The organism is Streptomyces flavusporus (assembly GCF_046267975.1).
GTDB classification, from domain to species: Bacteria; Actinomycetota; Actinomycetes; order Streptomycetales; family Streptomycetaceae; genus Streptomyces; species Streptomyces flavusporus.
This window is the reverse complement of record NZ_CP176503.1, coordinates 9,742,988-9,767,354: the sequence shown is the minus strand read 5'-3', so window position 1 is coordinate 9,767,354 and position 24,367 is coordinate 9,742,988. Positions and strand designations below refer to the sequence as shown.

Here is a 24,367-nt window from a genome sequence, read left to right as displayed (position 1 = left end):
GCGGGGCCGGGCGCCCCAGTAGGGCGCCCGGCCGGAGATCTCGGTCAGCGGGAGCACGTGGTGACGCCCGGACGCCAGGGACAGGCGATCCCGGCGAAGCCGCCGTTGTCGACGACGTCGACGCTGAGGGAGTCGCCGCCGCGCAGTACCTGCCGGTCCTGGACCAGCCCCTCGGCGCCGTCCCGGATCGTCTCGACCAGCCATCGTCCGGAGCCGATGGTCAGCGGCACCTCCGCCGTGTGGGCGGTGCCGGCGTACACGCCACCCAGGAACCAGCGGTCGCCGCTGCGCCGGGCGAGCACGGCTTCCCGGCCGGGTCGGCCGGCGAGCAGCCGGGTGTCGTCCCAGGCTGCGGGAACCTGGTCGAAGTAGTCCCGGGCGAGCGGCCGGGCGTCGTACGACTCGGGGGTGCCCGCGAACATCTGCAGGCCCGACTCGTAGGCGACGGTGAGCCCGACCTCGGCCGCGTCGGAGTTGGGACGCAGGCCGACGCGCTGGAAGGCGCCGGGGGTGAAGTCCATGGAGCCGATGATGTTGCGGGTGAAGGGCAGGGTGGTGAGGTGGGCGGCGGTGTTGGTCCGCTTTTCCTCCCCGGCGACGCCCTCCAGGGTCATGACCTGGGGCCAGGTGCGCTGGATGCCCTTGGGGACGGTCGAGCCGTGGAAGTTGACCATGAGGTGGTGGGCGGCCGTCTCCTGGAGGATGGTGTCGTACCACTGGAGCATGGACTGCGCCTCGGAGTCCATGAAGTCGATCTTGACTCCCTTGACGCCCCACCGCTCAAGGGTGGGCAGCCACTGGGCGCGTTCCTCGGGTGTGTCGAGGTCACGCTGGTGGATCCAGACGATGATTCCGACGCCCTTGGCGCGGGCGTACTCGACGAGTTCCGGCATCCAGCTGTTGGTCTGCCAGTTCGGGTCGGTGGTGTCCCACTCGTCGGTCTTGAAGTACCAGCCCGCGTCGACGGCCTCGTAGGGCCAGTGCCGTTCGGCCGCGTAGTCGACGTACGCCTTCTGCGCCGCGAGGCTCTGTCCGGCCTCCTTGCCGCCCGCGAGCCAGGTCCACAACACGGTGCCGGGCCGGATCCAGGAGGTGTCGGCGACCTTCGAGGCGGGGGCGAGGTCGTCGGTGAAGGTGGACCGGGTGACGGTGGCCAGGTCGCCGGTGACCATGGCCCGCCAGGGGGTGGCGAGGGGGCCGTCGGTGTGGACCGTGGGGTCGGCGAGCTTGATGCGGTAGGTGCCGGTGCCCTGGTCGTGAGCGAGCCGGGCGCCGGAGTAGGTGCCGGTGAGGTCGGACTCGGCGAGCAGGGTGTACCCGCCGCCGGTGGCGAACAGTGCCTGGTCCGAGTACTCGCCGGTGGGTGCTGTCGCGGCCGTGTGCTGGGCGAACTGGCCCTCGTTGTCGGCCCGGTAGGTGGACAGCCACGCGCTCGCGTCCGGCGGCAGGTTGAAGGCGGAGGCCTCACCGAGTACGCCGCCGTACCCGGCGGGCAGGACGTAGCGGTAGGCGATGCCGTCGGCGGAGGCGCGGACAACGAGGTCGAGCCGGGCTCCGGCGGCCGTGGCGAAGGACAGACGGGTTTCGTTCATGAGGACCCGACGTTCCAGTCGTTTGCCGGACTTGCTCCGGTACCGCTCGTCGACCAGCCGGTCTTTGCGGTGCAGGAAGCGCAAGTCCTGGGAGAGATCGGCCTGTTGGGTGACGATGCCGACCGGCGACGGTTCGATGACCGTCCGGCCGCCGTGGGACACCGACAGGCTCAGCGTGCCGGTGGTGTCGTCCAGGGACACCCGTGCGCGCGGTTCGTGCGCGGCGGCGGCACGCTCGGGGCCGGACACGGCCCAGACCTGTACGTGGGAGCCGGCGTCCTGGTCGGCGCGCGCGGGCACGGTGATGAAGAGTGTGGCCGCCAACCCGGCGCAGAGCGCGGCGACCGCGGTCCTGATCGGAACCGCCATGAGAACCCTCCCGGGGATGGGGTGTTGAGGTGGGATGCCGGGTGGGGGTGTGCCCGGCTGACGGGCGTGCGGGGGATGTAACAGGGTCTGTACGAGGGGTGTTCGGGCCGTACGGCCGTGCGGGCCCGCTGCCGTGGCGGCGGGCCGGAACCGCGGGGTGTGCCGCGTGCGACGGTCGTTACGGCAGGCCCCAGGCCGGGCCCGGTTCGCTGACGGCGACAGGGCCGATGACGAGGTCGGGCCGGGAACCGGAGTGGACGAGTACCTCGCGGCCCCGGGGCAGGTCGATGGCGAGCGTGCCGTCGCCCAGGTCCTGGGTGCGGGCCGGGGTGCCGTCGTCCAGCAGTACGGTGAGAGTTCCGTTGAGATCGTGGCGGAGCTTGAGCGGCTCGCCCGCCAGGCTCCTGAGCCGGATGAACCGGGTGGCACCCGCCTTGCGGACGGCGCTGACCAGGAAGGCGCCCTGGGTCCGGAAGTCGTGCAGGGTGACGTCCGCCCAGGCGAACGGGACGGCCGGGAAGACGCGGATCACGCCGCCCCAGCTCTGGCAGAACATGTCGTGCAGGGACTGCGAGGCGGACAGCGGCGTCTCGATGACCGGACCGGCCTCCGTGTAGTGCGTGTTGGCCTGGCACGGGTAGCGGGTGCTGGTGTCGAAAAACTTCCGCAGGTATGTGATCGCGGTGTCGCCGTCACCGGCCATCGCGTACATCGAGGCGGCTCCGGTGTAGCTGTAGCCTCGGTGGGCGCCGGTCAGCGCGTGCCAGTGAGCCACCGACTTCGCGATCAGGTCGCGGCTTTCGGGCTGGTCCCAGTTGACGAGGTACAGCGGGTACACCATCAGCAGGTGCGAGTAGTGCCGGTGGGACTGGGCGTACGCGGTGCCGGCGCCGATCATGAAGCCGTTGTCGTCGACCGGGTACGGCGTGAGCTTGGCCAGCACCTCCTGCCAGCGCAGGGTCAACTCGTCGTCGATGCCGAGCAGTTCGGTGGACTCGATGAGTGTCTGGCAGCCCCAGCGGATCAGGACCAGGTCGTAGTTGGTGTCCTGCGGCGGCACGACCGGGTATTCGGGGGAGAGCGTGCTGGGCAGGTGGAGCTTGCCGTCGCTGCCCGGGGTGAGGAAGTGCAGGTAGTAGTTGATCGCCCGGCGCAGCACCGGGAAGATCGTGTCGCGCAGCAGAGCCTTGTCCATGGAGTGCCGGTAGGACAGCCACACGTTGTGCAGCGCCCAGGTGAGGTCGCCGGCCTCGGCGCCGGTGCCCGGCTCCCCCACTGCGCGGTTGGCGAACATGTCGGAGCTGCGGCCGACGCCGGAGCTGTCCGCGCGGTAGGCGGCGGGGACGTTGGCAACGAGCTGTTCCTGGTTCTGCCGCAGCGTGGTGGCGAGCGCGTCCAGTTCCAGGTGGTTGGAGCCGTGGATGAGCCAGTACTCCAGCTGGACGTTGAGGTTCCACCAGACCGCGGGCCAGGGCGTGGGCTCCAGCCACGGCCCGCAGGTGGCCATGACGGGGCCGCCCGCGCGGCTGGCGGAGGCGACCTTGTAGAGCTGGATCCAGTGGAAGCTCTGCAGCCGCTGGTCGGGGAACGAGACGAAACTCTTTCGGTAAAACGTGTGCCACCAGCGGGTGTGGCGTCGTCTCAGGGCGCTGTACGACGTCGCGCGGCGCAGGTTGCGCAGTGAGTCTGCCTCGGCGGCGGTGTCGGAGGGGTGGCTGTGTCCGACGCTGAGCAGCAGTTCCGCACCGGTGCGGCGGTAGGCGGTGGCCGTCTGGCCGCCGCCGGTGAGAGGCTGCAGCACCTGCTCGGTGCCGTCGGCGGTGGTCCTGGTGGTCCAAGGCGGGTTGCCGGTGTAGCCGGAGGGCGGGGCCTCGCTGATCCGGCGGGGACTGATGGCCTCCGCGGGGTGGAACGTCCAGGTGACCTGTTCACCGCCGTCGACCGTCACACGGACGGCTAAGACCTCGTCGTGGATGAGGCCGGAGAGGGTGAGCGTGCCGGCTGTGGTGGTGACGGTGCCGGTGAGTTCGGCGTTCCACAGGCTCAGCCGCCAGTCGACGGCGGTGATGGTGCCGACGGGTTCGAGCGTGAGATGCCCGACCGGCAGGCGGCAGGTGCCCCAGCCACTTCCGAACTCGGGCCGGTGATCCTGGACGCGGCCGTGCTGGACGGTGAAGCGGATCTGGTTGATGCCCGGCTCCTGGTAGACCATGCTCCCCAGCAGCCCGTCGCCGAGGAACGGACCCTCGTACCAGCGGGAGGGCATCCTGGTCCACAGCAGGTCCTGACCACGCAGGAACGCGCCCCAGGCGCCGTCGGTGGACATCGTGTCGCGCAGTCTCCAGGGGCGTCTGTCGTCCCCGGCCACGGAATCGGCGCCGCCGAACTGCGCCGGATCTGCGCGCTGTTCGGCGTGGGCCGTCCCGGGCAGGGCCGCCGCTGCCGCGCCGCCCAGCGCGGTGCCGAGTACGGCTCTGCGGGGCACCGGCGAGCGGTTTCCCGGCTGTGAGGTCATCTTCGTCCTCCAGACGAATCCTCGAAACATCGGGTGTATCGGTGAACGTAAGCATGGTTCGTGTACCTGTCAATGAGTTCGGCAGCACCCAGAAGCTGCGCCTCAGATATGCCATTAATGGGTCGATTGGAACTTCAGGCCCACGTCAGAGAGCCACACCCAAGCCTTGAATCCTCCGATGTATCGGTGTTGTCTTCACCTCGGCAGGCCATGCGAGCGACGGCAGCCCAGGCGGTCGGGGATTCGAGGATCACTGTTGCCGCCCCGACTTGGGCCGTGGCCCGTAGCCGGGCGGCTGGGGCGGGTGGAGCCCTGGGCTTCGAGTTGTGCGCGGCGCTGTTCGGCCCTGGACTGGCGATTGAAGGCCAGGAGCTGAGGCACGGCCACCCTTGAGACGTTTCTCGAGATCGTCGGCCGGGCTGAACCCCGGACTCGGCACGTCGCGGTGAACGCTTCGCCAACTCCCGTACGCGGCACAACCCTCGAGATTGATCCCCGGTCCAACCCACGACGGCGAGGGAGCGGGCCCCCGCCGTGTCCCTCCGCCTACTCCGCGCCCGGCCCGTGCCACAGCCCAGAAGCCTTCACGTGCGCAGCAAGAGACTCTCCACCAGTCTCCGGACCTCCGCCGCAGCCGCCGCGACCGTCCTGCTGACGATCGGCGCCACGATCACTGCGGCCACCGCGCCCGCGACCGCCGCCGCCCCGTCGCTCACGACGGCTTCAACGGCGACGGTTACCCCGATCTCGTCGTCGGTATCCCTGGCAAGGATGTCAGCTCCGCCACCGACGCGGGCGCCGCCCTTGTCCTGTGGGGCTCGCGGAGCGGTCTGCGCTCCACCGGGAGTCGCTGGCTCCAGGAGGGCACCCCGACGGCGAAGGGCACCTTCGGGAAGAACCTGGCCACCGGCCGATTCACCCCCTCCGGCACCGAACTTGCCGTGCTGGCCGAGGACGACCTGTGGACGTACGGCTTCGGGGCCGCGCGTACTGTGCAACGCATGTCTGCGACCGCTGTTTCCGCGCCACGGGACGAAGACTTCGTCCACGGCCCTGACCTCGGGCGACTACAACAATGACGGTTACACCGACCTGGTCATGGGCTCGCCCGCCGACTACGACCTCCAGGCCCACCAACTCATGGACGGCGGCAGCGTCGATGTCGTTCTCGGCGGACCCGACGGCCCGGGCGGTCCGGGCGGTCCGGGATCCGCGTACCAGTACTTCACGCAGAACTCTCCCGGTGTGCCCGGCGCCAGTTTCCTCGGTGACCGCTTCGGCGGCGCCATCGCCGTCGGCGATATCAACGGCGACGGCTACGCGGACGCCACCATCAGCGCCCCCGGCAACGACATCGACGCGGCCACCGATGCGGGCACCGGCTGGGTGATGCAGGGCACGACCACCGGCCTGACCACGAGGGGCAGCCACACCGTCGGCCAGAACAGCCCGCGCGTTCCCGGCACCCCCGAGAAGGGTGACCGGTTCGGCGGCGCACTCAGCCTCATCGACACCAACCGGGACGGCAAGGCCGAGCTGATCGCTTCTGCCCCCGGGGAAGACACCAACGACGGCGCCGTCTGGGTCTTCCCCGCCATCGCCGACGACCTGCCCACCGGCGGCTCCTGGTTCTTCGGCGGCACCACCCTCCACGCCCCGCCACCGACGCCCGTTTCGGCGAGACCCTCGCCCCCGTAGCCGCCGTGGCACAGCGCCGCCACGAGGCCTGTCCGGGGGCGGGGATCATCCCCGCCCCACCAGCCGCACCTGAGTACTCGGTGTCCGGTTTGCGGGCTCCCACCGTCGGTGCAACCTTCGGCCCCCTGCTGGAGGCAACCGTCCAGCCAACGGTTTCAGACCATTGCTGGTGCAACCCTCGCGGTGGCTGAGGCGGCTGGCGTGGGGCTTGTTGCCGTGCCCCTTGGAGACCGAGCATTCCGCGAAGGTGAGGGTGCATATATCTGTCAACCACTCCCAATTCAAGGGGACTTGGCTGTATGGTCGGCCGCGGCCCTCACCAGGAGGGCGCCAACACAGGGGGAGAACTGTGTCAGAGATTTCCCGGCGGACCGTACTGGGCGCCGCCGGCACGGCCGCAGCGGCAGCGCTTCTCACCCCGGCAGGGACAGCGCAGGCAGCCGACACCGCAGACGACAAGAGCGCAGACACCCGGCAGGCCACGAACCAGGAGACCGGTACACCGATGGCCGTCACCACCGAAGAGCAGAAGTACGAAGCCTACGTGGCCAGCGACGAGGGCGAATGGGTGGCCCACGCCACCTTCAACGCCCACTCCGACACCGGCGACATGTGGGCTTTCGTCGACGCGGCCCTGGCCCGCCTGCGGCAGAAGTACCCGAACTCGACGTTCACCGGGAACGTCCGGCGCTACGACCAAGTCATCACCGACATCGCACACCCATAAAGACGCGCTTCCGGAACGGACAGACGCGAGCCGGGTCGAGCCCGGCAGTGCCATACCGTCTGCTGGGCGTGCTGGACCCGACAGCCGGCCGACGGCTGCGCACCGCTCGGCGAACGGGCGGATGAGGGTGACGTGGTGCGCGGGCATCTTTGTGAAGGTTCGCGTGAGCCAGTTCGTCAGGAGGGCGAGGTTCTCATCGCCCTGCGGCAGGATGTCGGCGGTCACCAACAGGCCGCGCACGTAGGCGGTGGTCGCCTGTTGCGGCAGGGCGTCGAGGACCCGATGTCCGAGATCCCCGAGCCGGCCGGCGAGGCGGCCGAACCCACAGCAGCGCGGTCTGGCTGTTGTCCTCGGTCTTCTGGTCGGGGTCGGCGCCCGGTTCGATGGGGGACGCCTCGCCGAGGCTGGACTTCAGCGTGAGCCGACCGTCCTCGGTGACCAGGTACTTGGCGATGAACGCCCGCTTGATGCGGTCGAAGAGCGTCTCGTACGTCTCCGCCTCCTCCGGGCGGTCGATCGCACGGGCCATCTGGGCCATCAGCCGCGCGGCATACCCGTAGTAGACGTCGCTCATGAGCTGGGCGCTGGTCTTCTGCGGGGCCAGCCAGTCGCCGGTGATCGACGGGGCTTGACCCGGAATCTTGGACACGGGCTATGCGGCTGGTGTCAGCGTAGTTGATGTTGTGTCGAGTGCTGTCTCGTAGGCGATGGGACTGCGTTGTCCGAGGCTGGAGTGGCGGCGTCGGGTGTTGTAGCGGTGCAGCCAGCGGAACAGGTCGAGGCGGGCTGCGCGCTCGTCGGCCCAGGCACTGCGGCCCTGGAGCGTCTCCCGCTTGCAGGTGGCGTTGAAGGACTCGGCGAGCGCGTTGTCCGCCGAGCTGCCGACGGCGCTCACGCTCTGGATCACGCCTGCCTGGCGGCAGGCGTCGGCGAACGCCTGGCTCGTGTACTGCCTGGACTCAACCGGTCGTCGCAAGGAACGGTGCACCACCGTCTGTACTCGAACGGCGCGGCCGGCAGCGGCTGGGACGCGTCGGCCGAGCGGAGGGAGAATTCAAGAGTGAAGCCCGGTGCGCTGAGGCGGTGGTGAGCATGACGCTGCCCCTGGTCGTGGGCGTCGACGGCTCGGAGCCGGCCCTTCGGGCGGTCGACTGGGCCGTGGACGAGGCGGTCCGGCACGGTCTGCCGCTGCGGATTGTCCACGCCTCGCTGTGGGAGCGGTTCGAGGCGGAGGCGCTCGCGGACACCTCCGGGGTGGCTGCGGATGTGGTGACCGAGCACGCGCTCGCCCAGAGCGTGGTGGCGAATGCCACCCAGCGGGCCAAACGGCGCGGCCCGATGCTGGAGATCAGCACCGATGTGGTGCCGGCGGATGCCGCGTCGGCGCTGCTGCAGGAGGCCCGCCGTGCCACCGCCGTCGTGACCGGTGTCCGAGGCAGGGGACCGATCAGGGAACTCCTGCTGGGCTCGGCCAGTCTCTCGCTCGCGGCCCGTTCCCCCTGTCCGGTCGTCGTCGTGCGCGGCCGCACGGAGAACCGGGAAGCGGCGAACGGCCGCGTCGTGGTGGGAGTCGGCACTCCCGCCACGAGCGCGGCAGCGGTCCGGTTCGCAGGACGGGCGGCGGCGGTGCGCGGGTGTGCGCTGGAGGCCGTACGGGTCTGGCGGCGCCCGGCGCACAAGGTGGCGCCGCATCCGCTCCTGGTCGGGGAGCCTGCCCACTACCAGGAGGATCACGCTGCTGCTCTGCTCGACGACGCGTTGAACCACCTTGCGGAGGAGTACCCCGGTCTCGCTGTGCACCGTGCGCTCGTCGAAGGTTCCGCCCGGCAGGTGCTGCTGGCCCGTTCAGCGGCGTCCGACCTCCTGGTCATCGGGGCTCGGCGGCGTCACGGGCATCTCGGACCGCAGCTCGGCCTGGTCGGGCACGCGGTACTGCATCACGCCGACTGCCCGGTGGCGCTGGTCCCGCAGCAGGCTTGATGCATGCGCCCCACGTTGTCGGGTCCGTGATGCGATCACCGTATTCACCGTTGGTCCCCACGTCGCCGTCCCGCACCAAACAACGTGGACTACGCCCACGACGGGCGCTGGCACGACCACTGACCCGGTAGCCGACCGAAGACCCTGCCCTCGGGGCCCCTTGTCCCCACGCCTGCGGCGCAGGCATCCCGGCGCGCGTACGGTACGCCTTTCCGGTTCGGCCGCTTCAAGCCATGCTGCGAAGTCCAGGGCTGGGCCTTCGGACTGCACCGGCCACCGACGGGGTGGTGCCCTGAAGTACGCCGAGTTCTTCGCCCGCGCGGGCCGTCACCGAGTCAAAGATCATGCCGAACAGAATCCACGCGGGTAGGTCACCGAGGCAGCCTGCCATGGTCCTCCTTTGCTCGGTTACCGCGTGCGGTGCGGGAGCGGGCCCCGGCTCAGGGACGCCGGGAGTAGGCAGGTCGGCCCAGCTGGATGGGTACCGTTCCACTGGCACTGTTCCTCCGTGTAGCGACGGCGACGCTGTGGCCGCCGCCAAACCAAGCCAACGCCCGCTGTCCAAGAAACGGGGTGCGCCGACCGTTCCATGCCGACCGTGCATGGGACCCGCATACGTGCCGTAGAGCGGTTTCCCCATCACCCGGACAGGCCAATGCGGCATGCTCTGATCCGGTCTCATCGCAGTCGTCAAGGGATTGCTGCCGAGAGCCGAACCCGGTGCTGATCACTCGGGTGGTGTGGCCTCGCCCTGCCAGAAGTTCCACTGGTATCCCCAAGGGTCGGTGACGGTGAAGGTGCGCGGCCCGTAGGGCTGGTCCTGCGGTGGGGCGACCTCGGCGCCGGCCGCGGCGCTGACCCGCTCGAAGTGCGCATCAACGTCATCCACATACACGATCAGGATCGTGTTCTTCCCATCGTTGCTCGTACCGCCACCGCTGACCCCGATCTTCGTCGGACCGGCGCAAATGTCGGCCTCGAACGTGCGCCCCGACTCGTCGCGCCAGCGGACCGCACCGGTGAAGCCCAAGACCCGCTCCATCCACTCCAGCGCGGCATCTGCGTCGTCGTACAGGAGGTAGGGGGAAACGCCCTTGATAGCCATTGATACTCCTCCGGGTATGGGCCACAGACCACCATGACCAGGCACTGCCCGATCGGTGGGGGTGTCGCTCTCGCCGTATAGCCTCTTGCGCGCCCAGGTCCGACGCGTGCGCCGCTGAACGGATTCGGCGGTGGCGTGATGCTCGAGGGCCCCGCCCGTCCCGGCAGCGGTGGGTCACGGACTTCACCCACGTCATCGCGTGGGCCGGGGTGTCTACGCCGTCCCTCGACCGAGGCGCGTCGCGTCGGCCGGGCGCAGCTCGCCCCGGTAGGTGCCGAAGGACCACTTGTTGCCCTCGGGGTCGGCGATCGCGAACTCGCGGCTGCCGTACGGCTGGTCCTCGATCTCCCGGACCATCGTCACGCCCGCCGTCTGCAGCCGCTCGTAGAGGTCATCGACCCGGTCGGTGACGACGTAGGCGCCGAAGGTCCCAGGTTGCAGGCACCGGGCCGTGCTGTCCGGGTTGTACGAGCCGAGCATCACGCCTCCGCCCTCGGGCCAGTCGAGCTGGGCGTGCGCGACACGGCCGCCGTCCTCGTACACGGCGGTGCGCAGGAAGCCGACCGTGCCGACCAGGAAGCCGATCAAGCCGGGGGCGTCATGAGCCTGGAGTGTCGGCCAGACGCTGGGTTCACGCTGCTGGGTTGCTGCTGTGTTCATGCCTCCCACTGTTCGCCGCCTCGCTGCCCGCCCGCTTGGATATTCCGGCACTCTTCGGCCAGCCAGGCGGTGGGGCTGACGCCGGTGTACTGGCGGAAGTCGCGTACCAGGTGGGAGTGGTCGTAGTAGCCGCAGTCGGCCGCGACCCGCGCCAGATCCGACGCAGTACCCGCGACGACGCTGCGGACCACCCTGGCCTTGGCGTGCTCGAAGCGCATCAGCCGGGCGGCCTGCTTGGGGCTCAGGCCGGTCTCGGCCCGAAAGAGTGTCGTGAGCCGGCGTGGGCTCAGCATCACGTGCTCGGCCAGCCCGCGCAGCCTGCCCGCGCCCCGGTGCCGGGCCAGCCACGCCCATGCCTCGCCCACCTCGGGACGTACGCGCCCGGCGCCGTTTGCCGCCCGTGCTCGCAGATACGAGGTGAGCGTCGCGAATCGCTCCTCCCAGCCGGTCTGTTCCCGCATGCGCTCGTGGATCTCCGTGGCCCGGGCCCCCAGCACGTCCGTGCCGGACGTGACGAGGTCGTCAGTGAGCGCGGCGGCCGGCAGCCCGAGCAGTCTGCGCGCCGCCAGCGGGTGCAGGGCCAGCTGGATTCCCGTCTCGTGCTCGGGCTGGATCACATACGCCGGGCGCTGATGCAGCCCGCCCACCACGATGTCGGTGCGCACCGCGTGCGCACCCCACGCCTGCTCAGGGGTGACGCCGCTGGTCACGGGCCCGTCGAGCGAGAAGATCAGCGTCAGATACGGCGAGGGCAGCCCCCGGTGCAGGGCGGGCGTCAACCCCTGGGTCCGATAGCCCACCGCGGACACGACCATCCCCCCGAGCCCGGGGGCGACCCGCACGAAGTCCCGCGAAGCCTCCCGATTTTGCCCCGTCTCCACAGCCATGCACCCAGTATGTGACGCCCGGGCGAGCGCGCCCTCGCTTCGCGCATCCCGGCAGGCACCGCGTGACGGCCGACATCCCTCGCTGCTGTCCCAAAGCCCCAATCCGTCCCCCTGGCCCGGACGATGGCAGAGGCGACGATCATGGTTGCCGCCGCACAGGGCGGTCGCTCCTACCGCGGGATCCACGCGCGCAACCTCCAGCTACCGCACGGCCGGCCCCACGACCCTCCCGGTCGTTCACGCACGGGTGGTGCACGCCGTCGCCTGTGGTCGGCATCAGCCGGGGGCGTCAGGACGACGTGATCGCCAGTACGCGGTTGAGCGCGCTGTCGGGGAACGCGGTGAGTTCCTCCCAGGTGCCCTCCTCCGCGATGCGGCCGGCTTCGAGGACGGCGATGCGGTCGGCGCGGCGGATGGTGGCGGGGCGGTGGGCGATGACGATCATGGTGCGGTTCTCCTTGGCGAGCGCGGTGGCGAGTTGGGCGTCGGAGGCGTTGTCCAGGTGGGCGGTGGTTTCGTCCAGTACGAGGATTCTGGGGTCGGCCAGCAGGGCGCGGGCGAGAGCGATGCGGGCGCGCTGGCCGCCGGAGAGGGTGGCGCCTCGCTCGCCGACGAGGGTGTCCATGGGAGCGATCCGGTCGATGCCGCACAGCCGGGCCGTTTCGGCGAGGAGGTGCTCGTCCGCATCGGGTGCGGCGAGGCGCAGGTTGTCGGCGAGGGTGCCGTGGAAGAGGGGGGTGTCCTGGCCCACTACGGCGACGGCCGTGCGGAGTTGGGCGTCGGCCAGGTCGCGGAGATCGACGGGGTCGTCGCCGTCGGGCACCAGGTGGATGGCTCCGGTGGACGGGTCCCAGAAGCGGGCCAGCAGGTGGGCGCAGGTCGACTTGCCGGCCCCCGAGGCGCCGACCAGGGCGAGGGTCTGCCCGGCGGGAACCGTCAGATCGACCTCGTCCAGCACGGGTCGGCCCCCGTAGTCGAAGCTCACCCGGTGCAGCCGGACGCCCAGCGGGCCCGGGGGAAGCGGGCGGAGTGAGGCAGGCGGCGGGGCGAGTGCGGGGGCGTTCAGGGCCGCGTCGACGCGGGCGGCCGCGGCGCGCAGGCCGACGGCTTGGCTCAGTGCCCGGGCCGACTCGGCGACCGGGCCGAGCACCGACAAGGCCAGTGCCATCGCCGCCGGGGCCCACGCGCCGTGCAGGCGCCCGGAGGTCACGGACTGGGCCGCGGCGGCCACCACGCCGAGGACCGCGAGCACGATGAGGGCGTCGCGGACGGCGGCGGCGGTGGCCTCCCAGGTGGCCTCGGACCGCTGGGCCTCGCCCACCCTTCGGCCCTGTTCGGCGAGCCGGCGGCGCCGCTCGGCGAGCCCGCCGAAGGCGAGCAGCTCGCGCAGTCCGTCGACGGTTTCCACGGTGTCGGCCGAGAGCTTCGCGGCGCCCGCCCGGGTGCGGGCCCCGCGCGCCGCGCGGCCGCGCGCGTCGGCGAAGGGCGCCGCGGCGAGCAGTGCGGCGACCGGCAGCACCGCCGCCAGCAGCCACGGCTCCACCGTGGCCAGTGCCGCTGCCCCGCCCGTGAAAACTACGCCGGATGCGAGGAGTTGGGCTGTGGTGTGGGCGTAGAAGAACTCCAGGGCCTCCACGTCTGCCATCGCGGTGGCGGCCAGGTCTCCGCTGCGCTTGCCGGCCACTCGGGCGGGCGCGCTGCGGGCGAGCCCGTCGAAGATCCGCACGCGCAGCTCGGCCAGCACCCGGTAGGCCAGGTCGTGCGAGAGGTCCATCTCGCGCCAGGTCATCAGGGCGCGTACGAGGACGAGAACGACGAGAGCGGTGACCGTACCGGCCGAGGGGGCGCGGTCCTCGATGACAGCGGTGCCGACGGTGTGCGCGGCCAGCGTCAACAGCGTGACCAGCGAAGCTTGTTCGACGAGGGCGGCGGCGCAGGTGCGGGCCGTCATGGCCCGGTGCCCGGCGAGGGCGGGCAGCAGGGCGCGCAGTGAGCCGCGCGCGGGCAGGGAAACGGCATTGGTGCTGCTCATGCGGCGAGCCCTTCTTCATGAGTGCGGCCGGCCTTGACGAGTTCGGCGTAGACGCCTCCGGCTTCGACGAGGGCGGCGTGCGCGCCGATGGCGTCCACGCGTCCGCCGTCCAGTACCACGATGCGGTCGGCGTGCCGGACGGCGGCGAGCCGGTGGGCGACCACCAGGACGGTCCGGCCGCCCGCGGCGTCGAGCAGTTCGCGGACGATGTCCGCCTCGCGGCGTTCATCGACCGCGCTGGTGGCCTCGTCGAGGACGAGTACCGGAGCGTCGGCCAGCAGGGCGCGTGCGAGGGCGAGCCGCTGCCGCTGGCCGCCGGACAGGGTGGCGCCGCGTTCGCCGAGGACGGTGGCGTAGCCGTCGGGGAGGGCGGCGATCTCGTCGTGGATGCCGGCGGTGTGTGCCGCCCGTATGAGTTCGTCGTCCGTGGCGTCGGGCCGGGCCAGGCGCAGGTTGTCGGCGATGGTGGCGTGGAAGAGGTACGTCTCCTGGGAGACGACGGCGATGCCCTGCCGCAGCGAGTCGAGTGCGTACGCGGCCACGTCGCGGCCGCCGATCATGATGCGGCCCTGCTGCGGGTCGCGATGGCGCAGGAGCAGGGCGAGCAGCGTGGATTTTCCGGCGCCCGACGGGCCGACGATCGCGGTGGTGCGTCCTGCCTCGGCGGTGAAGGTGACCCCGCTCAGGGAGGGCGTGTCCGTGCCGTCGTAACTGAACTCGACGTCCTCAAAGCGCAGTTCGGGCGGACTCGGCCAGTGCGCCTGGGCTGTTCCCGTGTCGGGGACCGCAGGTTCGGCGGTGCGCAGCGCCGCGAGCCCGTCCGCGGCCGAGACGCCGAGGTACCCGGCGTGCCACTCGCGGGACAAGTCGCGGACGGGCCGGAAGCACTCGGAGGCCAGGAGCAGCACCAGATAGGTGCCCGTCGCCGTGGTGGATCCGGTGACGGCCGACCAGCAGCCGAGCAGCGCGGCGGCCACGACGCCGCCCTGGATGGCCAGATCGGTCAGGCCGGTGTCGACGAGCGACACGCGGAGCTTGGCGACGGTCGCTCGGTGCAGTGCCGCCGAGCGTTCCTCCAGCCGCTGCCGGGTGCGTCCGACGGCGCCGGCGGCCCGCAGCGCGGGCATGCCCTGCAGGGCCTCCAGGTAGTCGGCGCCCAGACCCTCGTAGGTGTCCCAGTGTTCCTTGCCGCGCTGGGCGAGGAGCCGGTCCCAGGCGCGCGGCCCGGCCAGGGCGAGCAGCAGGGCGGGGACGAGGCCGAGGAGCGCGCGCGGTTCGATGGCGGCCACGGCGGCGAGCAGCAGGGCCGGCACGGTGAGGGTGATGAGGAGCTGGGGCAGGTAGCGGGAGACGTAGGCGTCGACGCCCTCGACCCCGTCGACGAGCGTGGTGCGGACGGCCCCGGCGCGGGCGGTGGTCAGGTGCGCGGGCCCGAGCCGTCCGAGGTGGGCGAGGAGTTCGTCCCTCAGGCGCACCCTGACCTGGGCCCCGGCACGGGTGGCGGTACGTCGCTGCCAGGTGCCGAGCACGGCCCGGGCGGCGACGACGCCGAGCACGGCCCCGAGGAGCAGGGGAAGCCGGTCCGTGTCGCCCCGGGCCAGGTCGGCGAGGGCGACAGCGAGCAGCACGGCCTGCGCGAGGTGAGTGAGGGTGACGGCCCCCTGCAGGAGGGTGGCGGCGAGCAGGGGGCGCCGGGCGTGCCGTGCGGCGCGGCGCAGCTCGGGGTGGACGATCACGAGGTTCTCTCCTCGGGGTGGGTGGTGCCGAGGGCCAGGCCGTGGACGATCCAGTCCTTGCCCGGCGCGGCGCCGAGCGCGGCGCCCAGGTCGGCCTGCTGCCAGGAGCCGACGGGACGGGCTGCCAGCCCCTGCCGTACGGCGGCCACGTGGGCCAGGTGGACGGCGAATCCGGCACGCAGGTGTGCCCGGCGGATCTGCTGGGCTTCGGCGTTGGTCGGGCAGCCGTATCCGAGCAGGACGGCGCCGGCCTGCGCGATCCATGCCTGGCCCGCGGCCCAGGCGGCGAGCGTCGGCCGGGCCTCCCCCGCGGCGAGACGCCGCAGCGTGGCGTCCGGGGCCAACTCGACGAGCTGGGGGTGCGGTTCGCCGACGGCCACGCACCATGAGAGCTCACCGGCGCTCGCGTCGACGGCGGTGGCGAGCACCGCCCTCACGACGTCCAGGGGCGGGGCGCCCCGCAACGGTGGCGGGGCGCTGCGGCGGGCCAGCAGCTCGCGGGGCGTGGGCGCGCCCGCGGGCCGGCTCGCTTCCTCGGAGGCAGCCACCTGACCCGCGCGACGGTGCGCACCCTCGGGCGGGCCGAAGTGCACTGTGGCCAGGGGATCTTCAGTGAGCCCGTCCAAGCGGAGCACGGGCTCCGCGACGCCCAGCGCCCGCCCGGCGAGCAACAGCGCCGCGGCGGCGTGCCCGGTGTCCAGAAGGATCAGCGGCCAGGCGCGGTGGCCGTAGTGGGAGACCGTTCGCTGCGGGGTGACGGAGAGTTCGGCGGTCACTCCGGGCGAGGCGTCGTCGGGTCCCGGGCCGAGACGGCGCACCCGGTGGGCCAGTGGGTCGTAGCCATAGCGCCCGGGCGGCAGCGGGCAGCCGGTGCCCGCCACGAGTTGGGCGTCCACCGGGTGCAGCGCGCCCGCGGACGGGGCGGGCCGCAGCCGTCCGGCGCGGTCCGAGGCCGCCAGGGAGAACCGGAGCAGCCGATCCAGGTCCAGCTCCCGAGGGTCCGCTTCGGGCAGGGGACGCGGCGGGTCCGGCCAGGGACGGACGGCGGGTCCGGCGGGCGTGTCCGGTCCGGGCTTCTCGGGGGAACGGGCGCGGGCGAGGGCGATGACAAGATCCACGAGGCCGTCCTCACATGTGGGGTGGAGGAGCCAGCGTGAAGTCCTCCGGTGCGCGCGGCGCGGTCGTGCGCCAGCCGCGGCCTGTGGCCGCGTCGGCGAGGCGCGGGCAGCCGAAGTACCCGAAGGCCGCTGGGGCGTTGGGGAGGAGCCCGGATACGAGGACACGGGCGACGCGCAGCGGCGTTTCGGCCACGTCCTCGGTGGTCAGGTCGAACGTCATGATGCGGTGGCCGCCGTGGTGCAGCGCGTGGTCCAGCCGCTCCCGGCTGCCGGGCTCGACCGCCTCGATGGGTACGGTGCCGTGTGCGGGCTCGGTGAACCGCCGGGCCTCGGGTGCCATGCGCTCGTCCAGCCACACCTGGACGTGCGCGCCCAAGTCCCGTACGTGCTGGAAGTGTTCGCCGCAGGCGTCGAGGTAGCGGCGGTCCTCGCGGTGGTCCAGGTAGAGGCCGCGGGCGAGGAGCCCGGCCTCGACGGCCTGGAACACCCAGCCGTCGGGGTCGGTGAGGCCCTGGGTGAAAACCCAGGTGTGGACGGCTTCGAGCACGGCCTTGCGGGCGGCTTCGGCCGGGTCGTACTTGCAGGCGAACCCGGCGGCGTAGAGGCCCAGCCGGGGGTCGTGGACGAGCGCGGCCATGCAGGGGGCGAACTCCGAGGGCATCTCGGCGAGGTGAACGTCGAGCCCGGATCCGGCGAGGTCGTCGGTCAGGCCGGGCACGCTGGCCGGGTCGATGCCGCGGGTCGGGCCGTCGAGGTGCCACCACAGTTCGAGCGCGTCACGCTCGACGATCTCCAGCAGTCCGCGTTCGACGGCGTCGTCGAAGCCCTGTCCGGTGGCGATGCCCGCGTAGTTGAGGTGGTGGGTGCGGGGCAGCGAACGCAACTCGCCCTGGCGCCAGTTGAGGTGGGTGAGCGCGACGGGTGCCCAGACCTCGGCTCTCTCCCCGCCGGGCAGGTGTTCCTCGCCGCGCGTCCACAGGGCCGGGGTGTCGGGGGTGAGGGGGCGGTAGGGGAACTTCTCGCGGCCGTACTGCCAGTCGGCGTAGGCCGGCAGCTCGTCCGGCCCGTACAGCCGCAGGCCCTTCCCCGTCAGCTCGGCGGCCGTGGCGCGCAGCGGCGCCTCGGGGTGGCCGGGGGGCGGCACGCGGTTGCCGCAGTACCGCTCGATTCCCTCCGCTATGGCGGCGATCCGGGCGCCCTCGGGGTCGCCGAAGGTGGTGCCGAGCGACACCCGGTCGGCGGGCCACAGGCCGAGCCTGCGGGCGTCGGCTATCTCGGCGGTGAGCGCGGTGTAGCGGGGTGGCGCGCCCACGGGGTGCTCGACGGGCTTGACCTTGCGGACGATGCCGCAGACGGGGTCGACCAGGGCTTCCAGCGGCAGCGCCGTCATCGCAGGATCTCCTGTACGGGATCGGTGGGCATGGGACGGGTTCGGAGCACGGGCAGCCGGAGCACCACGTGCCGGGGGTCGACCTCGCGTCGGGAGGCGAGCAACCGCGTGGCCGTGACCGGGTCGTCGCCGGTGTGCGGGTTGCGGGCGTGGGCCGGGAAGTGGTGCCCGGCGATCTCCAGGCGGAGTCGGCTGCCCGCGGGCAGCCGCCGTGCGAGCCGGCCGAGCACCACGCTGAACTCGGCGGCGCGTCCCGGCGGATCCGCGCGCCGGACGACGCCGACGGCGAGCCGCTCGGCGGCCCCCTCGGGGCTGAGCGCGACGAGCCGGACGGCCCAGTCCGCGGACGGCGTGTCGGCGGTGGCACGCAGCCACACCTCGACGGCGCCGACGACGTCCAGCGGGCGCGGCAGCGGCGGGGTGACGAGCAGACAGCGGTCGGGCGTGCCATCGGTGGGGACGGTCAACTTCCCGGACATCACGGGTCGTTCGGGGTCGCCGGTGAAGGAGGCACCGTGCAGCAGCCGGAGCATCGGCGTGTACGGCTCGCCCTCCGTGCCTGCGGACACCCACAGTGGGCTGCCGCCCAGCCCCACCGCACCGCGGTGCCCGTGTCCGAGTTCCCCGGCGAGGGCGAGGCGGGCCCAGCGCGCGTAGAGGTCGCCGAGGCTCACCCGGTGTGCCGGCGTGGCGTCAGGACCAGGCAGGGCGACGAGGCCGTGCCCCCAGGGGCCCATCAGCAGGCGTGCCGAGGGACCGCCCCAGCGGTTCCACAGCGCGACGGTGTCCTCGGCGAAGTGGTCGTGGTGACCGCCCACCGCGAGCAGGGGCATTCCGGCATGTGCCGCCCGCGTGCGGAGCCGGCCGCGCTCCTGGTGCCGCCACAGGCCCGGCCAGGAGGGAAGGTTCCGGCCCAGTCGCGCGGGGAGGTCGCTCACCGGCAGGTGGGCGAGCAGCCCGGGGGCGGCGGCGAGGGCTTTGGCCAGCGCCTCCTCGTCGGAGTCCTGCCGGTCGCCGTGGGCCGCCCACCACCCGGCACGGGCCTCCAGCCGCTCCACGCCCGAAGGTTCGCGAGCCGTCTCGGCCGTGCCCAGTGCAGGCACGGCGGCGATCACGGCGTCGGGGCGGGCGTCCTCGGGCGCGTCGAGCGCGAGGGCGAGCGCGCAGTGCGCGGCGTAGGAGGCGCCCGCTGCCACCAACCGCCCGTCGCTCCAGCGCTGTCGGCGGATCCAGCGGGCGGTTGCCGCGCCGTCGGCGGCCTCGTTCTCGTACGGGTGCCACTCCCCTGCCGAGGCGTGCCGACCGCGTACGTCCTGGGCCAGTGCGGCGAACCCGCGCCGGGCCCAGCCGCGCAGCTCGGCGCGGTGCCGCAGCCGGTCGTAGGGCGTGCGGATGAGGACGGCCGGGAAGGGCCCGTCACCGTCAGGGAGTTGGACGTCGGTGGCGAGACCTTCGACGGCGGTGAACGGCGTCATCGGGCCTTCTCGGGCATCGGGGCGACGTCGGGGACCGGCAACACCGGGTGTTCGGTGACGGTCAGCGTGCGCAGGTCGACACGGCGGAGTCGGCGCCGGGCCGGCAGTCCGGTGTCGGGGGCGTCGGTGGCCCACCGGGTGAGGTCGTCGGCGAGCAGGGCGGCGAGCAACCCGGCTGCCGGAGCCGTGAGGCGGAAGGATTCGCCGGATGTACGAGGGCCGCTCCAGTAGGCGTCCAGCTCGCGGTGCGCGGGCGTGGCGGCGAGCCGGCGGGCGCGGACGTGGGCCGAGGTGACGTCTCCGGCAGCGACCGAGAGGGGCTCGACGTACGCCTGCCAGCCCTCGCGGTGGCAGCGCAACCAGGCGACGCCGCGCTCGGGCAGCCGGTCGGCGGTGTCCCACAGCCCTTCGGGCACGGGCCCGTCGAGGCACCACACCACGGCGGCCGGCTGCCCGTCTGTCGCTTCCTCGGGTGCTGTCGGCTGCGGCTCGGCATCGGCGGCCCGCAGGTACGCGGCCAGCGGCCCGGTCAGGACGGGGTCGCCGACCAGCCGGACGTCCCGGCGCTCGGCGGGCCATGCCGTGCGCTGCGGACCTGCTGCCAGGTGTCCGGCGTCTTCAAAAGCCCTGACGAGGCGGTCGAGTTCGGCGTCCGGCTCACCTGGCTCCCCACCTGAGAGCCGGGCAAGCAGGGCGTTCTGGTCCGCGTCGCCGGTCCGCACGCTGAGGAACTCGCCGTCGGCCGTACGGACGGCGAGACCCCGCCCGGGCACGGCGACGACCTCGACACCGGGTGCGAGCTGGCTGCGGGACACGTCAGTTCTCCTGTCGGAAAGGGTCGTGGAGGTGGGTGTGGGCCCGCCCGGAAGGCATCGGGCGGGCCCACGGTTCGAGGGTGCTGGCCCCTCGCTTACTCCTCGGTGTCGTCGAAGGGGTTCTCGACGAGCGCGTTGGAGTGGGAGGCCGAGTCGTGAGCCAGCTGACCCGGGTCGGCGATCGGCGCGAAGACCTGCTCGTTGTCCATGAACTCTCCTTAGTCGCAAGGGAGGTACGGCGTTCGGGCGAGCGCCGCACGGAAGAACTTAATGAATATGATTATCATTTACTAGTCTGGGAGAGGGTGATCCGGATAACACACCGGCCAGCCGCCCTCGGGGTCCCGGCCGACCCGGCCCGCCACCTGGAGGACATCAGCCAGCAGCCCGGGCGTGACGACCTCCTTCGGCGCCCCGTCGGCCACCACGCGGCCGTCCCGCAGTGCGACGATCCGCTCCGCGAACCGGGCGGCGTGCGCCAGGTCGTGCAGCACCATCACGACGGTGAGACCGCGCTCCTCGCGCAGCCGCATCACGGTCTGCAGCACATCGAGCTGATGATGCAGGTCCAGGTAGGTGGTCGGCTCGTCGAGCAGTAGAACGCGGGTGTCCTGGGCGAGCGCCATCGCGAGCCGCACCCGCTGCCGCTCGCCCCCGGACAGCGCATCGACATCGCGCTCGGCCCACTCCTCCACACCGACGTCACGCAGGGCACGCTGCACCACCGGATCGTCGCCCTCACGCAGCATCCCGAGCGGACCCCGGGCCGCGTACCGCCCCTGCCGTACCAGCTGACGCACCGTCATGCCGGGGACGGCCGGAGCCGACTGGTGCAGCAGCGCGACCCGCCGGGCGGTGGCGCGCCGGGAGAGCCGGGCCAGATCGTCCCCGCCGAGCAGGACGCGCCCCTCGTCCGGCCGCAGCAGCCCGGCAGCCAGCCGCAACAGGGTTGATTTGCCGCAGCCGTTGAGCCCGATGAGGGCGGTCAGCTCGCCCGGTTCGACGGTCATGTCGACACCACGCAGCACGGGCCGGCCGGGATAGCCGAAGCGGACCCCCTCGACGCGGATCCCCACGGACTCGGTCATGCTTCCCTCCGTCGACATCAGAACGTACGACTCGGCGCGCGGCGCACGACGACCAGCAGCAGCGCGGCCCCGAGGCAGGTGGTAAGTGCCCCGACCGGCACCGTGAGCCGCCCGAAGTCCAGCGCGATGGCCAGCAGCCGTGACACCAGCTGCGCCGCCGCGTCCGACCCGCACACCACGGCCGCCCCCACCAGGGCAGCGCCGGGCAGCGACACCCGCAGGTCCGCACCGAACACGGCCACGGCGACATGCGGCACGAGCAGCCCGACGAACCCCAGCGCCCCCACGGCGGCCACCGCACCCGCCGTCAGCGCCACCGCGCACAGCAGGGCGAGGGTCCGGGCCCGTCGAGTGGACAGCCCTGCGGCGCCGGCGAGTTCGTCCCCGCAGCGCAACAGGGTCAGCGGCCCGGCGAGCAGCCACGCCGCAGCACCCCAGGCCAGTGCCCAGGGCCACAGCAGGTTCCAGTGCTGCCACACCCGGCCCTCCGTCGTGCCGACGAGCCACTGGACCACGCTGCCCAGCTCACCCGGCGCGACCAGCAGCACCATGGCGGTGAGTCCGCCGAGCACCGCCGATACGAGGACCCCGTGCAGGGCGGTCTGTGCCGGGTCGCCCCGGCCACGTCCGGCGAGCAGCCACAGCAGCGCAGCCCCGGTGCAGCCCCCCACGCACGCAGCGACGACCACGGCGAAGGGCGACTCCCACCCCGCGAGGCCGAGGCCGGTCGCGGTGACGGCCCCGAGCACCGCGCCCGGCGTCACACCCGTGACCTCGGGCCCGGCGAGGGGATTGCGCAGCGCGGACTGCAGGACCAGGCCCGCAACGCCCAGACACGCTCCCGCACCGAGCGCCACCAACAGCCGGGGCAGCCGCAGTTGGAAAAAGATATGCCGTTCCGTCGCGTCGCCGCCTCCGCCCAGAACGTCCCAGACCACCGCCGGGGACATGCCCCGCCCCGCCAGCAGTTCGGCGCAGGCGCACACGACGACGAGCGCGGCGAGCGCCCGGAAACGCCGGTTCATCGGGCCTCCCCCGCTCCGGTTGCCCCACCGGGCTCCTGTCGATGGCCATGCCCACGGATCTCCGGGTCCGGAGGCTCGAAGCGCACGGCACCGGAACCCGCCGCCCGTCGCAGGGCAGCCGGCCTCCGGCTGCCCGATCGGAGCAGGGCGACTCCGGCCGGCACACCGAGCAGGGCCGTCCAGGCGCCGACCGGTGTCTCGACGGGCGCCAGAGCGAGCCGGGCCGGGACGTCGGCGACGGCCACCACGACCGCGCCCCACGCCGCCGACCATGGCAGCCAACGCACCGCGTCCGCAGCAGGGTTGAGCCGCCGCGCCAGGTGCGGGGCGAGGAACCCCACCCACGCCACCGGTCCGCACACGGCCGTCACTGGCGCGATCAGCACGATGGCGATGGCGAGCGCGGCGAACCGGGCCCGCTGCGCGCGCACGCCCAGCGCCTCGGCGTCCTCGTCCCCCAGCCTCAGCACCGAGAGCACCGGCGCGCACAGCACGAGCGCCGGTGCCGCGACGAGCAGCCAGGGCCACAGCCCGGTGACGTCGTCCCAGGTACGGGCGGAGAGCGAGCCGAGCAGGTAGCGGTAGATCAGCTGGAGGTCGAGCTGATCGGCCATCACCATGAGCACGAGCAGCGCGGCCTGCAACGCGGCGGCGACCGCGGCCCCGGTGAGCAGCACAGCGGACGGGCTGCGCCCCAACCCGGCCGCGAGCAGGGTGAGTCCGCCGCCGAGCACGGCCCCGCCGATCGCCAGCAGCGGCTGGACGACGGCGGGAATGGACACCGCCAGCACCAGCGGTGCGGCGACCCCCAACGCGGCCCCCGACGACACCCCCAACATCTCGGGGATGGCCAGGGCATTGCGCAGCGCCTCCTGCAACACGAGCCCCGCAGCACCCAGGCAGGCCCCGGCCACCAGCGCCAGCACCAGCCGGGGCACACGGAGCTCGGCGACGACGATCCCGGCGAGGGAGGTGTCGCCGTCCCGCAGCGCACCGGGCAGCTCGTACAGCGGCACATAGGGCGTGCCCAGGCTCAGCGCACAACCGGAAGCGACGGCCAACAGCGCGATCAGCAAGGGGAGTTGCCACAACCGTCCGGACCGCACGGCCCTCTGCCCACGCAAGGTCACGTCTCCCGCTGCGGCCTTGGTCGCAGGGGGTGCGCTCACCGCAGCGCGGCCGTGGCCTCGTCGAGAACGATGCCCAGCGAGCGAGTGCCGCGTCCCTTGGCCCACACCTCGGAATTCACCTCGTGGACGTCCCCGTTCTCCACGGCCGGGATCTTCCCCCACAGCGGGTTCTCGGCCAGCTTCTCCGACAGTTTGCCGTCCGCCTCGCCGAAGCTGATCGTCTCGGAGAAGATCACGTCGACGTCCGCCGCGAGGATCTCTTCGAGGCTGTAACTCCCCTCCACGCCTCGCGACTTCCAGGGGTAGTCGGCCAGCTTGGGGAACAGGCTGGCAGCCACGTCCGTCTCCGGGGTGGCGACGCCGAAGTTCTCGTCACTGCCGTAGATGACGAGCGCGGTCTTGTCGCTCTTTGCCCCCTCGGCCTTGGCAAGCTTGGCGCGGAACGTCTTCTCGGCCTTCTCGCCTTCGGTGGTACGGCCGGTGAGCGCGGCGGCATCACGCAGGTAACCCACGCTGTCCTGCCATGTCTCCGGCTGCATGGGCCAGAACGTGGTCGCGCCCTTCAGCGCCGGGGCGAGCTTGCCGTGGGTGTCCTCCAGACCGATCACGAGATCGGGCTTGTGGGAGAGGATCACCTCCACCTCGGGAGCGATGAAACCGCCGGGAATCACGTCGACCTGCTTCGCCTTCTCCTCGCCCAGGAAGTCGGGATGGGCGAGGAGCGCGCTGTTCGTGGCCGTGGGGACGATGCCCAGCTCGGTCAGGATGTCGTCGCAGAGCGCGAAGAGGCAGACGATGCGTTCCGGTTCCTTCTTCAGGGAGATCTTGACGCCGTTCGCGTCCGTCAACTCCCGTGTGGCTTTGATGGGTTCGACGGTGACGTCGGTCTTCGGGCCGGCCGCGGCAGCGCTCTGCTCGCTCGCGGGTTCGGTGGACGAGCCGCATCCGGCCAGGACCGACCCCACTACCGCTGCGGCGACGCAGCTTCGGACGAATCTCGACGGTGAGCGCAGCATCGATGCCCT

19 protein-coding genes and 4 pseudogenes are annotated in these 24,367 nt (G+C 72.2%); 4 read left to right on the top strand and 19 right to left on the bottom strand.

Features of this window, described 5'->3' with window-relative positions; genetic code table 11:
• Positions 1-44: 44 nt before the first annotated feature.
• The 3 genes from ACKTSN_RS46120 to ACKTSN_RS46110 form a co-directional block, all read right to left on the bottom strand.
• On the bottom strand, positions 45-1,961 hold the full coding sequence (locus ACKTSN_RS46120) for a glycoside hydrolase family 97 protein (protein WP_409474521.1): 1,917 nt from the start codon (positions 1,959-1,961) through the stop codon (positions 45-47).
• A 178-nt stretch (positions 1,962-2,139) separates the two neighbouring features.
• Positions 2,140-4,476, bottom strand: a complete 2,337-nt coding sequence (locus ACKTSN_RS46115; RefSeq protein WP_409474520.1) for a glycosyl hydrolase family 95 catalytic domain-containing protein — start codon at positions 4,474-4,476, stop codon at positions 2,140-2,142.
• A gap of 584 nt (positions 4,477-5,060) precedes the next feature.
• Positions 5,061-5,192 carry a hypothetical protein gene (locus ACKTSN_RS46110; protein ID WP_409475141.1) on the bottom strand — a complete coding sequence of 44 codons (132 nt, stop codon included), beginning with the start codon at positions 5,190-5,192 and terminating at the stop codon, positions 5,061-5,063.
• 18 nt (positions 5,193-5,210) lie between these two features.
• On the opposite strand from ACKTSN_RS46110, the pseudogene ACKTSN_RS46105 reads away from it, so the two are divergent.
• From ACKTSN_RS46105 to ACKTSN_RS46095, 3 genes and pseudogenes are all read left to right on the top strand, one after another.
• A pseudogene (locus ACKTSN_RS46105) lies at positions 5,211-5,555 on the top strand (hypothetical protein); the annotation flags it as partial.
• Positions 5,556-5,574: 19 nt separating this feature from the next.
• Positions 5,575-6,174: an FG-GAP repeat protein gene (locus ACKTSN_RS46100; protein ID WP_409474519.1), complete on the top strand. Its 600-nt coding sequence runs from the start codon at positions 5,575-5,577 to the stop codon at positions 6,172-6,174.
• Between the two features lie 349 nt (positions 6,175-6,523).
• A complete protein-coding gene (locus ACKTSN_RS46095) occupies positions 6,524-6,901 on the top strand; it encodes a hypothetical protein (RefSeq protein ID WP_409474518.1) in 378 nt (125 codons plus the stop codon).
• A gap of 319 nt (positions 6,902-7,220) precedes the next feature.
• Here ACKTSN_RS46095 and ACKTSN_RS46090 read toward each other — a convergent pair.
• Together ACKTSN_RS46090 and ACKTSN_RS46085 are read right to left on the bottom strand one after the other, a co-directional pair.
• Positions 7,221-7,523 (bottom strand): annotated as a pseudogene (locus ACKTSN_RS46090) (alpha-L-rhamnosidase); the annotation flags it as partial.
• 30 nt (positions 7,524-7,553) lie between these two features.
• Positions 7,554-7,853 (bottom strand): annotated as a pseudogene (locus ACKTSN_RS46085) (transposase); the annotation flags it as partial.
• Between the two features lie 140 nt (positions 7,854-7,993).
• Here ACKTSN_RS46085 and ACKTSN_RS46080 point away from each other — a divergent pair.
• Positions 7,994-8,881, top strand: a complete 888-nt coding sequence (locus ACKTSN_RS46080) for a universal stress protein (RefSeq protein ID WP_409474516.1) — start codon at positions 7,994-7,996, stop codon at positions 8,879-8,881.
• A 727-nt stretch (positions 8,882-9,608) separates the two neighbouring features.
• On the opposite strand, the gene ACKTSN_RS46075 is transcribed toward ACKTSN_RS46080, so the two are convergent.
• The 14 genes and pseudogenes from ACKTSN_RS46075 to ACKTSN_RS46010 all read right to left on the bottom strand — a co-directional run bounded on the left by ACKTSN_RS46075 (position 9,609) and on the right by ACKTSN_RS46010 (position 24,358).
• Positions 9,609-9,986: a VOC family protein gene (locus ACKTSN_RS46075; RefSeq protein WP_409474515.1), complete on the bottom strand. Its 378-nt coding sequence runs from the start codon at positions 9,984-9,986 to the stop codon at positions 9,609-9,611.
• A 213-nt stretch (positions 9,987-10,199) separates the two neighbouring features.
• Entirely contained in the window at positions 10,200-10,646 is a 447-nt protein-coding gene (locus tag ACKTSN_RS46070; RefSeq protein ID WP_409474514.1) for a VOC family protein, read from the bottom strand.
• Positions 10,643-11,533, bottom strand: coding sequence for an AraC family transcriptional regulator (locus tag ACKTSN_RS46065; protein ID WP_409474513.1), 891 nt, complete (start codon positions 11,531-11,533; stop codon positions 10,643-10,645). Before ACKTSN_RS46065 ends, ACKTSN_RS46070 begins: the two co-directional genes overlap by 4 nt.
• A 289-nt stretch (positions 11,534-11,822) precedes the next feature.
• Positions 11,823-13,565 carry an ABC transporter ATP-binding protein gene (locus ACKTSN_RS46060; RefSeq protein ID WP_409474512.1) on the bottom strand — a complete coding sequence of 581 codons (1,743 nt, stop codon included), beginning with the start codon at positions 13,563-13,565 and terminating at the stop codon, positions 11,823-11,825.
• The gene (locus tag ACKTSN_RS46055) at positions 13,562-15,301 is read right to left on the bottom strand and encodes an ABC transporter ATP-binding protein/permease (RefSeq protein WP_409474511.1); all 1,740 of its coding nucleotides are present in this window, start codon (positions 15,299-15,301) and stop codon (positions 13,562-13,564) included. Before ACKTSN_RS46055 ends, ACKTSN_RS46060 begins: the two co-directional genes overlap by 4 nt.
• Positions 15,298-16,419, bottom strand: coding sequence for a SagB/ThcOx family dehydrogenase (locus ACKTSN_RS46050; protein ID WP_409474510.1), 1,122 nt, complete (start codon positions 16,417-16,419; stop codon positions 15,298-15,300). Before ACKTSN_RS46050 ends, ACKTSN_RS46055 begins: the two co-directional genes overlap by 4 nt.
• A gap of 10 nt (positions 16,420-16,429) precedes the next feature.
• Positions 16,430-17,809 carry a YcaO-like family protein gene (locus tag ACKTSN_RS46045; protein WP_409474509.1) on the bottom strand — a complete coding sequence of 460 codons (1,380 nt, stop codon included), beginning with the start codon at positions 17,807-17,809 and terminating at the stop codon, positions 16,430-16,432.
• Positions 17,806-19,284, bottom strand: a complete 1,479-nt coding sequence (locus ACKTSN_RS46040) for a CocE/NonD family hydrolase (RefSeq protein ID WP_409474508.1) — start codon at positions 19,282-19,284, stop codon at positions 17,806-17,808. Before ACKTSN_RS46040 ends, ACKTSN_RS46045 begins: the two co-directional genes overlap by 4 nt.
• A complete protein-coding gene (locus ACKTSN_RS46035) occupies positions 19,281-20,099 on the bottom strand; it encodes a hypothetical protein (protein WP_409474507.1) in 819 nt (272 codons plus the stop codon). Before ACKTSN_RS46035 ends, ACKTSN_RS46040 begins: the two co-directional genes overlap by 4 nt.
• 95 nt (positions 20,100-20,194) lie before the next feature.
• Positions 20,195-20,308: a streptamidine family RiPP gene (gene amiA, locus ACKTSN_RS46030; RefSeq protein ID WP_240661371.1), complete on the bottom strand. Its 114-nt coding sequence runs from the start codon at positions 20,306-20,308 to the stop codon at positions 20,195-20,197.
• A 58-nt stretch (positions 20,309-20,366) separates the two neighbouring features.
• Positions 20,367-21,187: pseudogene (locus tag ACKTSN_RS46025) on the bottom strand (ABC transporter ATP-binding protein).
• Positions 21,188-21,204: 17 nt separating this feature from the next.
• On the bottom strand, positions 21,205-22,212 hold the full coding sequence (locus ACKTSN_RS46020) for a FecCD family ABC transporter permease (protein ID WP_409474506.1): 1,008 nt from the start codon (positions 22,210-22,212) through the stop codon (positions 21,205-21,207).
• Positions 22,209-23,273, bottom strand: a complete 1,065-nt coding sequence (locus ACKTSN_RS46015) for a FecCD family ABC transporter permease (protein ID WP_409475099.1) — start codon at positions 23,271-23,273, stop codon at positions 22,209-22,211. Before ACKTSN_RS46015 ends, ACKTSN_RS46020 begins: the two co-directional genes overlap by 4 nt.
• Before the next feature lie 104 nt (positions 23,274-23,377).
• Positions 23,378-24,358, bottom strand: a complete 981-nt coding sequence (locus tag ACKTSN_RS46010) for an ABC transporter substrate-binding protein (protein ID WP_409475098.1) — start codon at positions 24,356-24,358, stop codon at positions 23,378-23,380.
• Positions 24,359-24,367 lie beyond the last annotated feature (9 nt).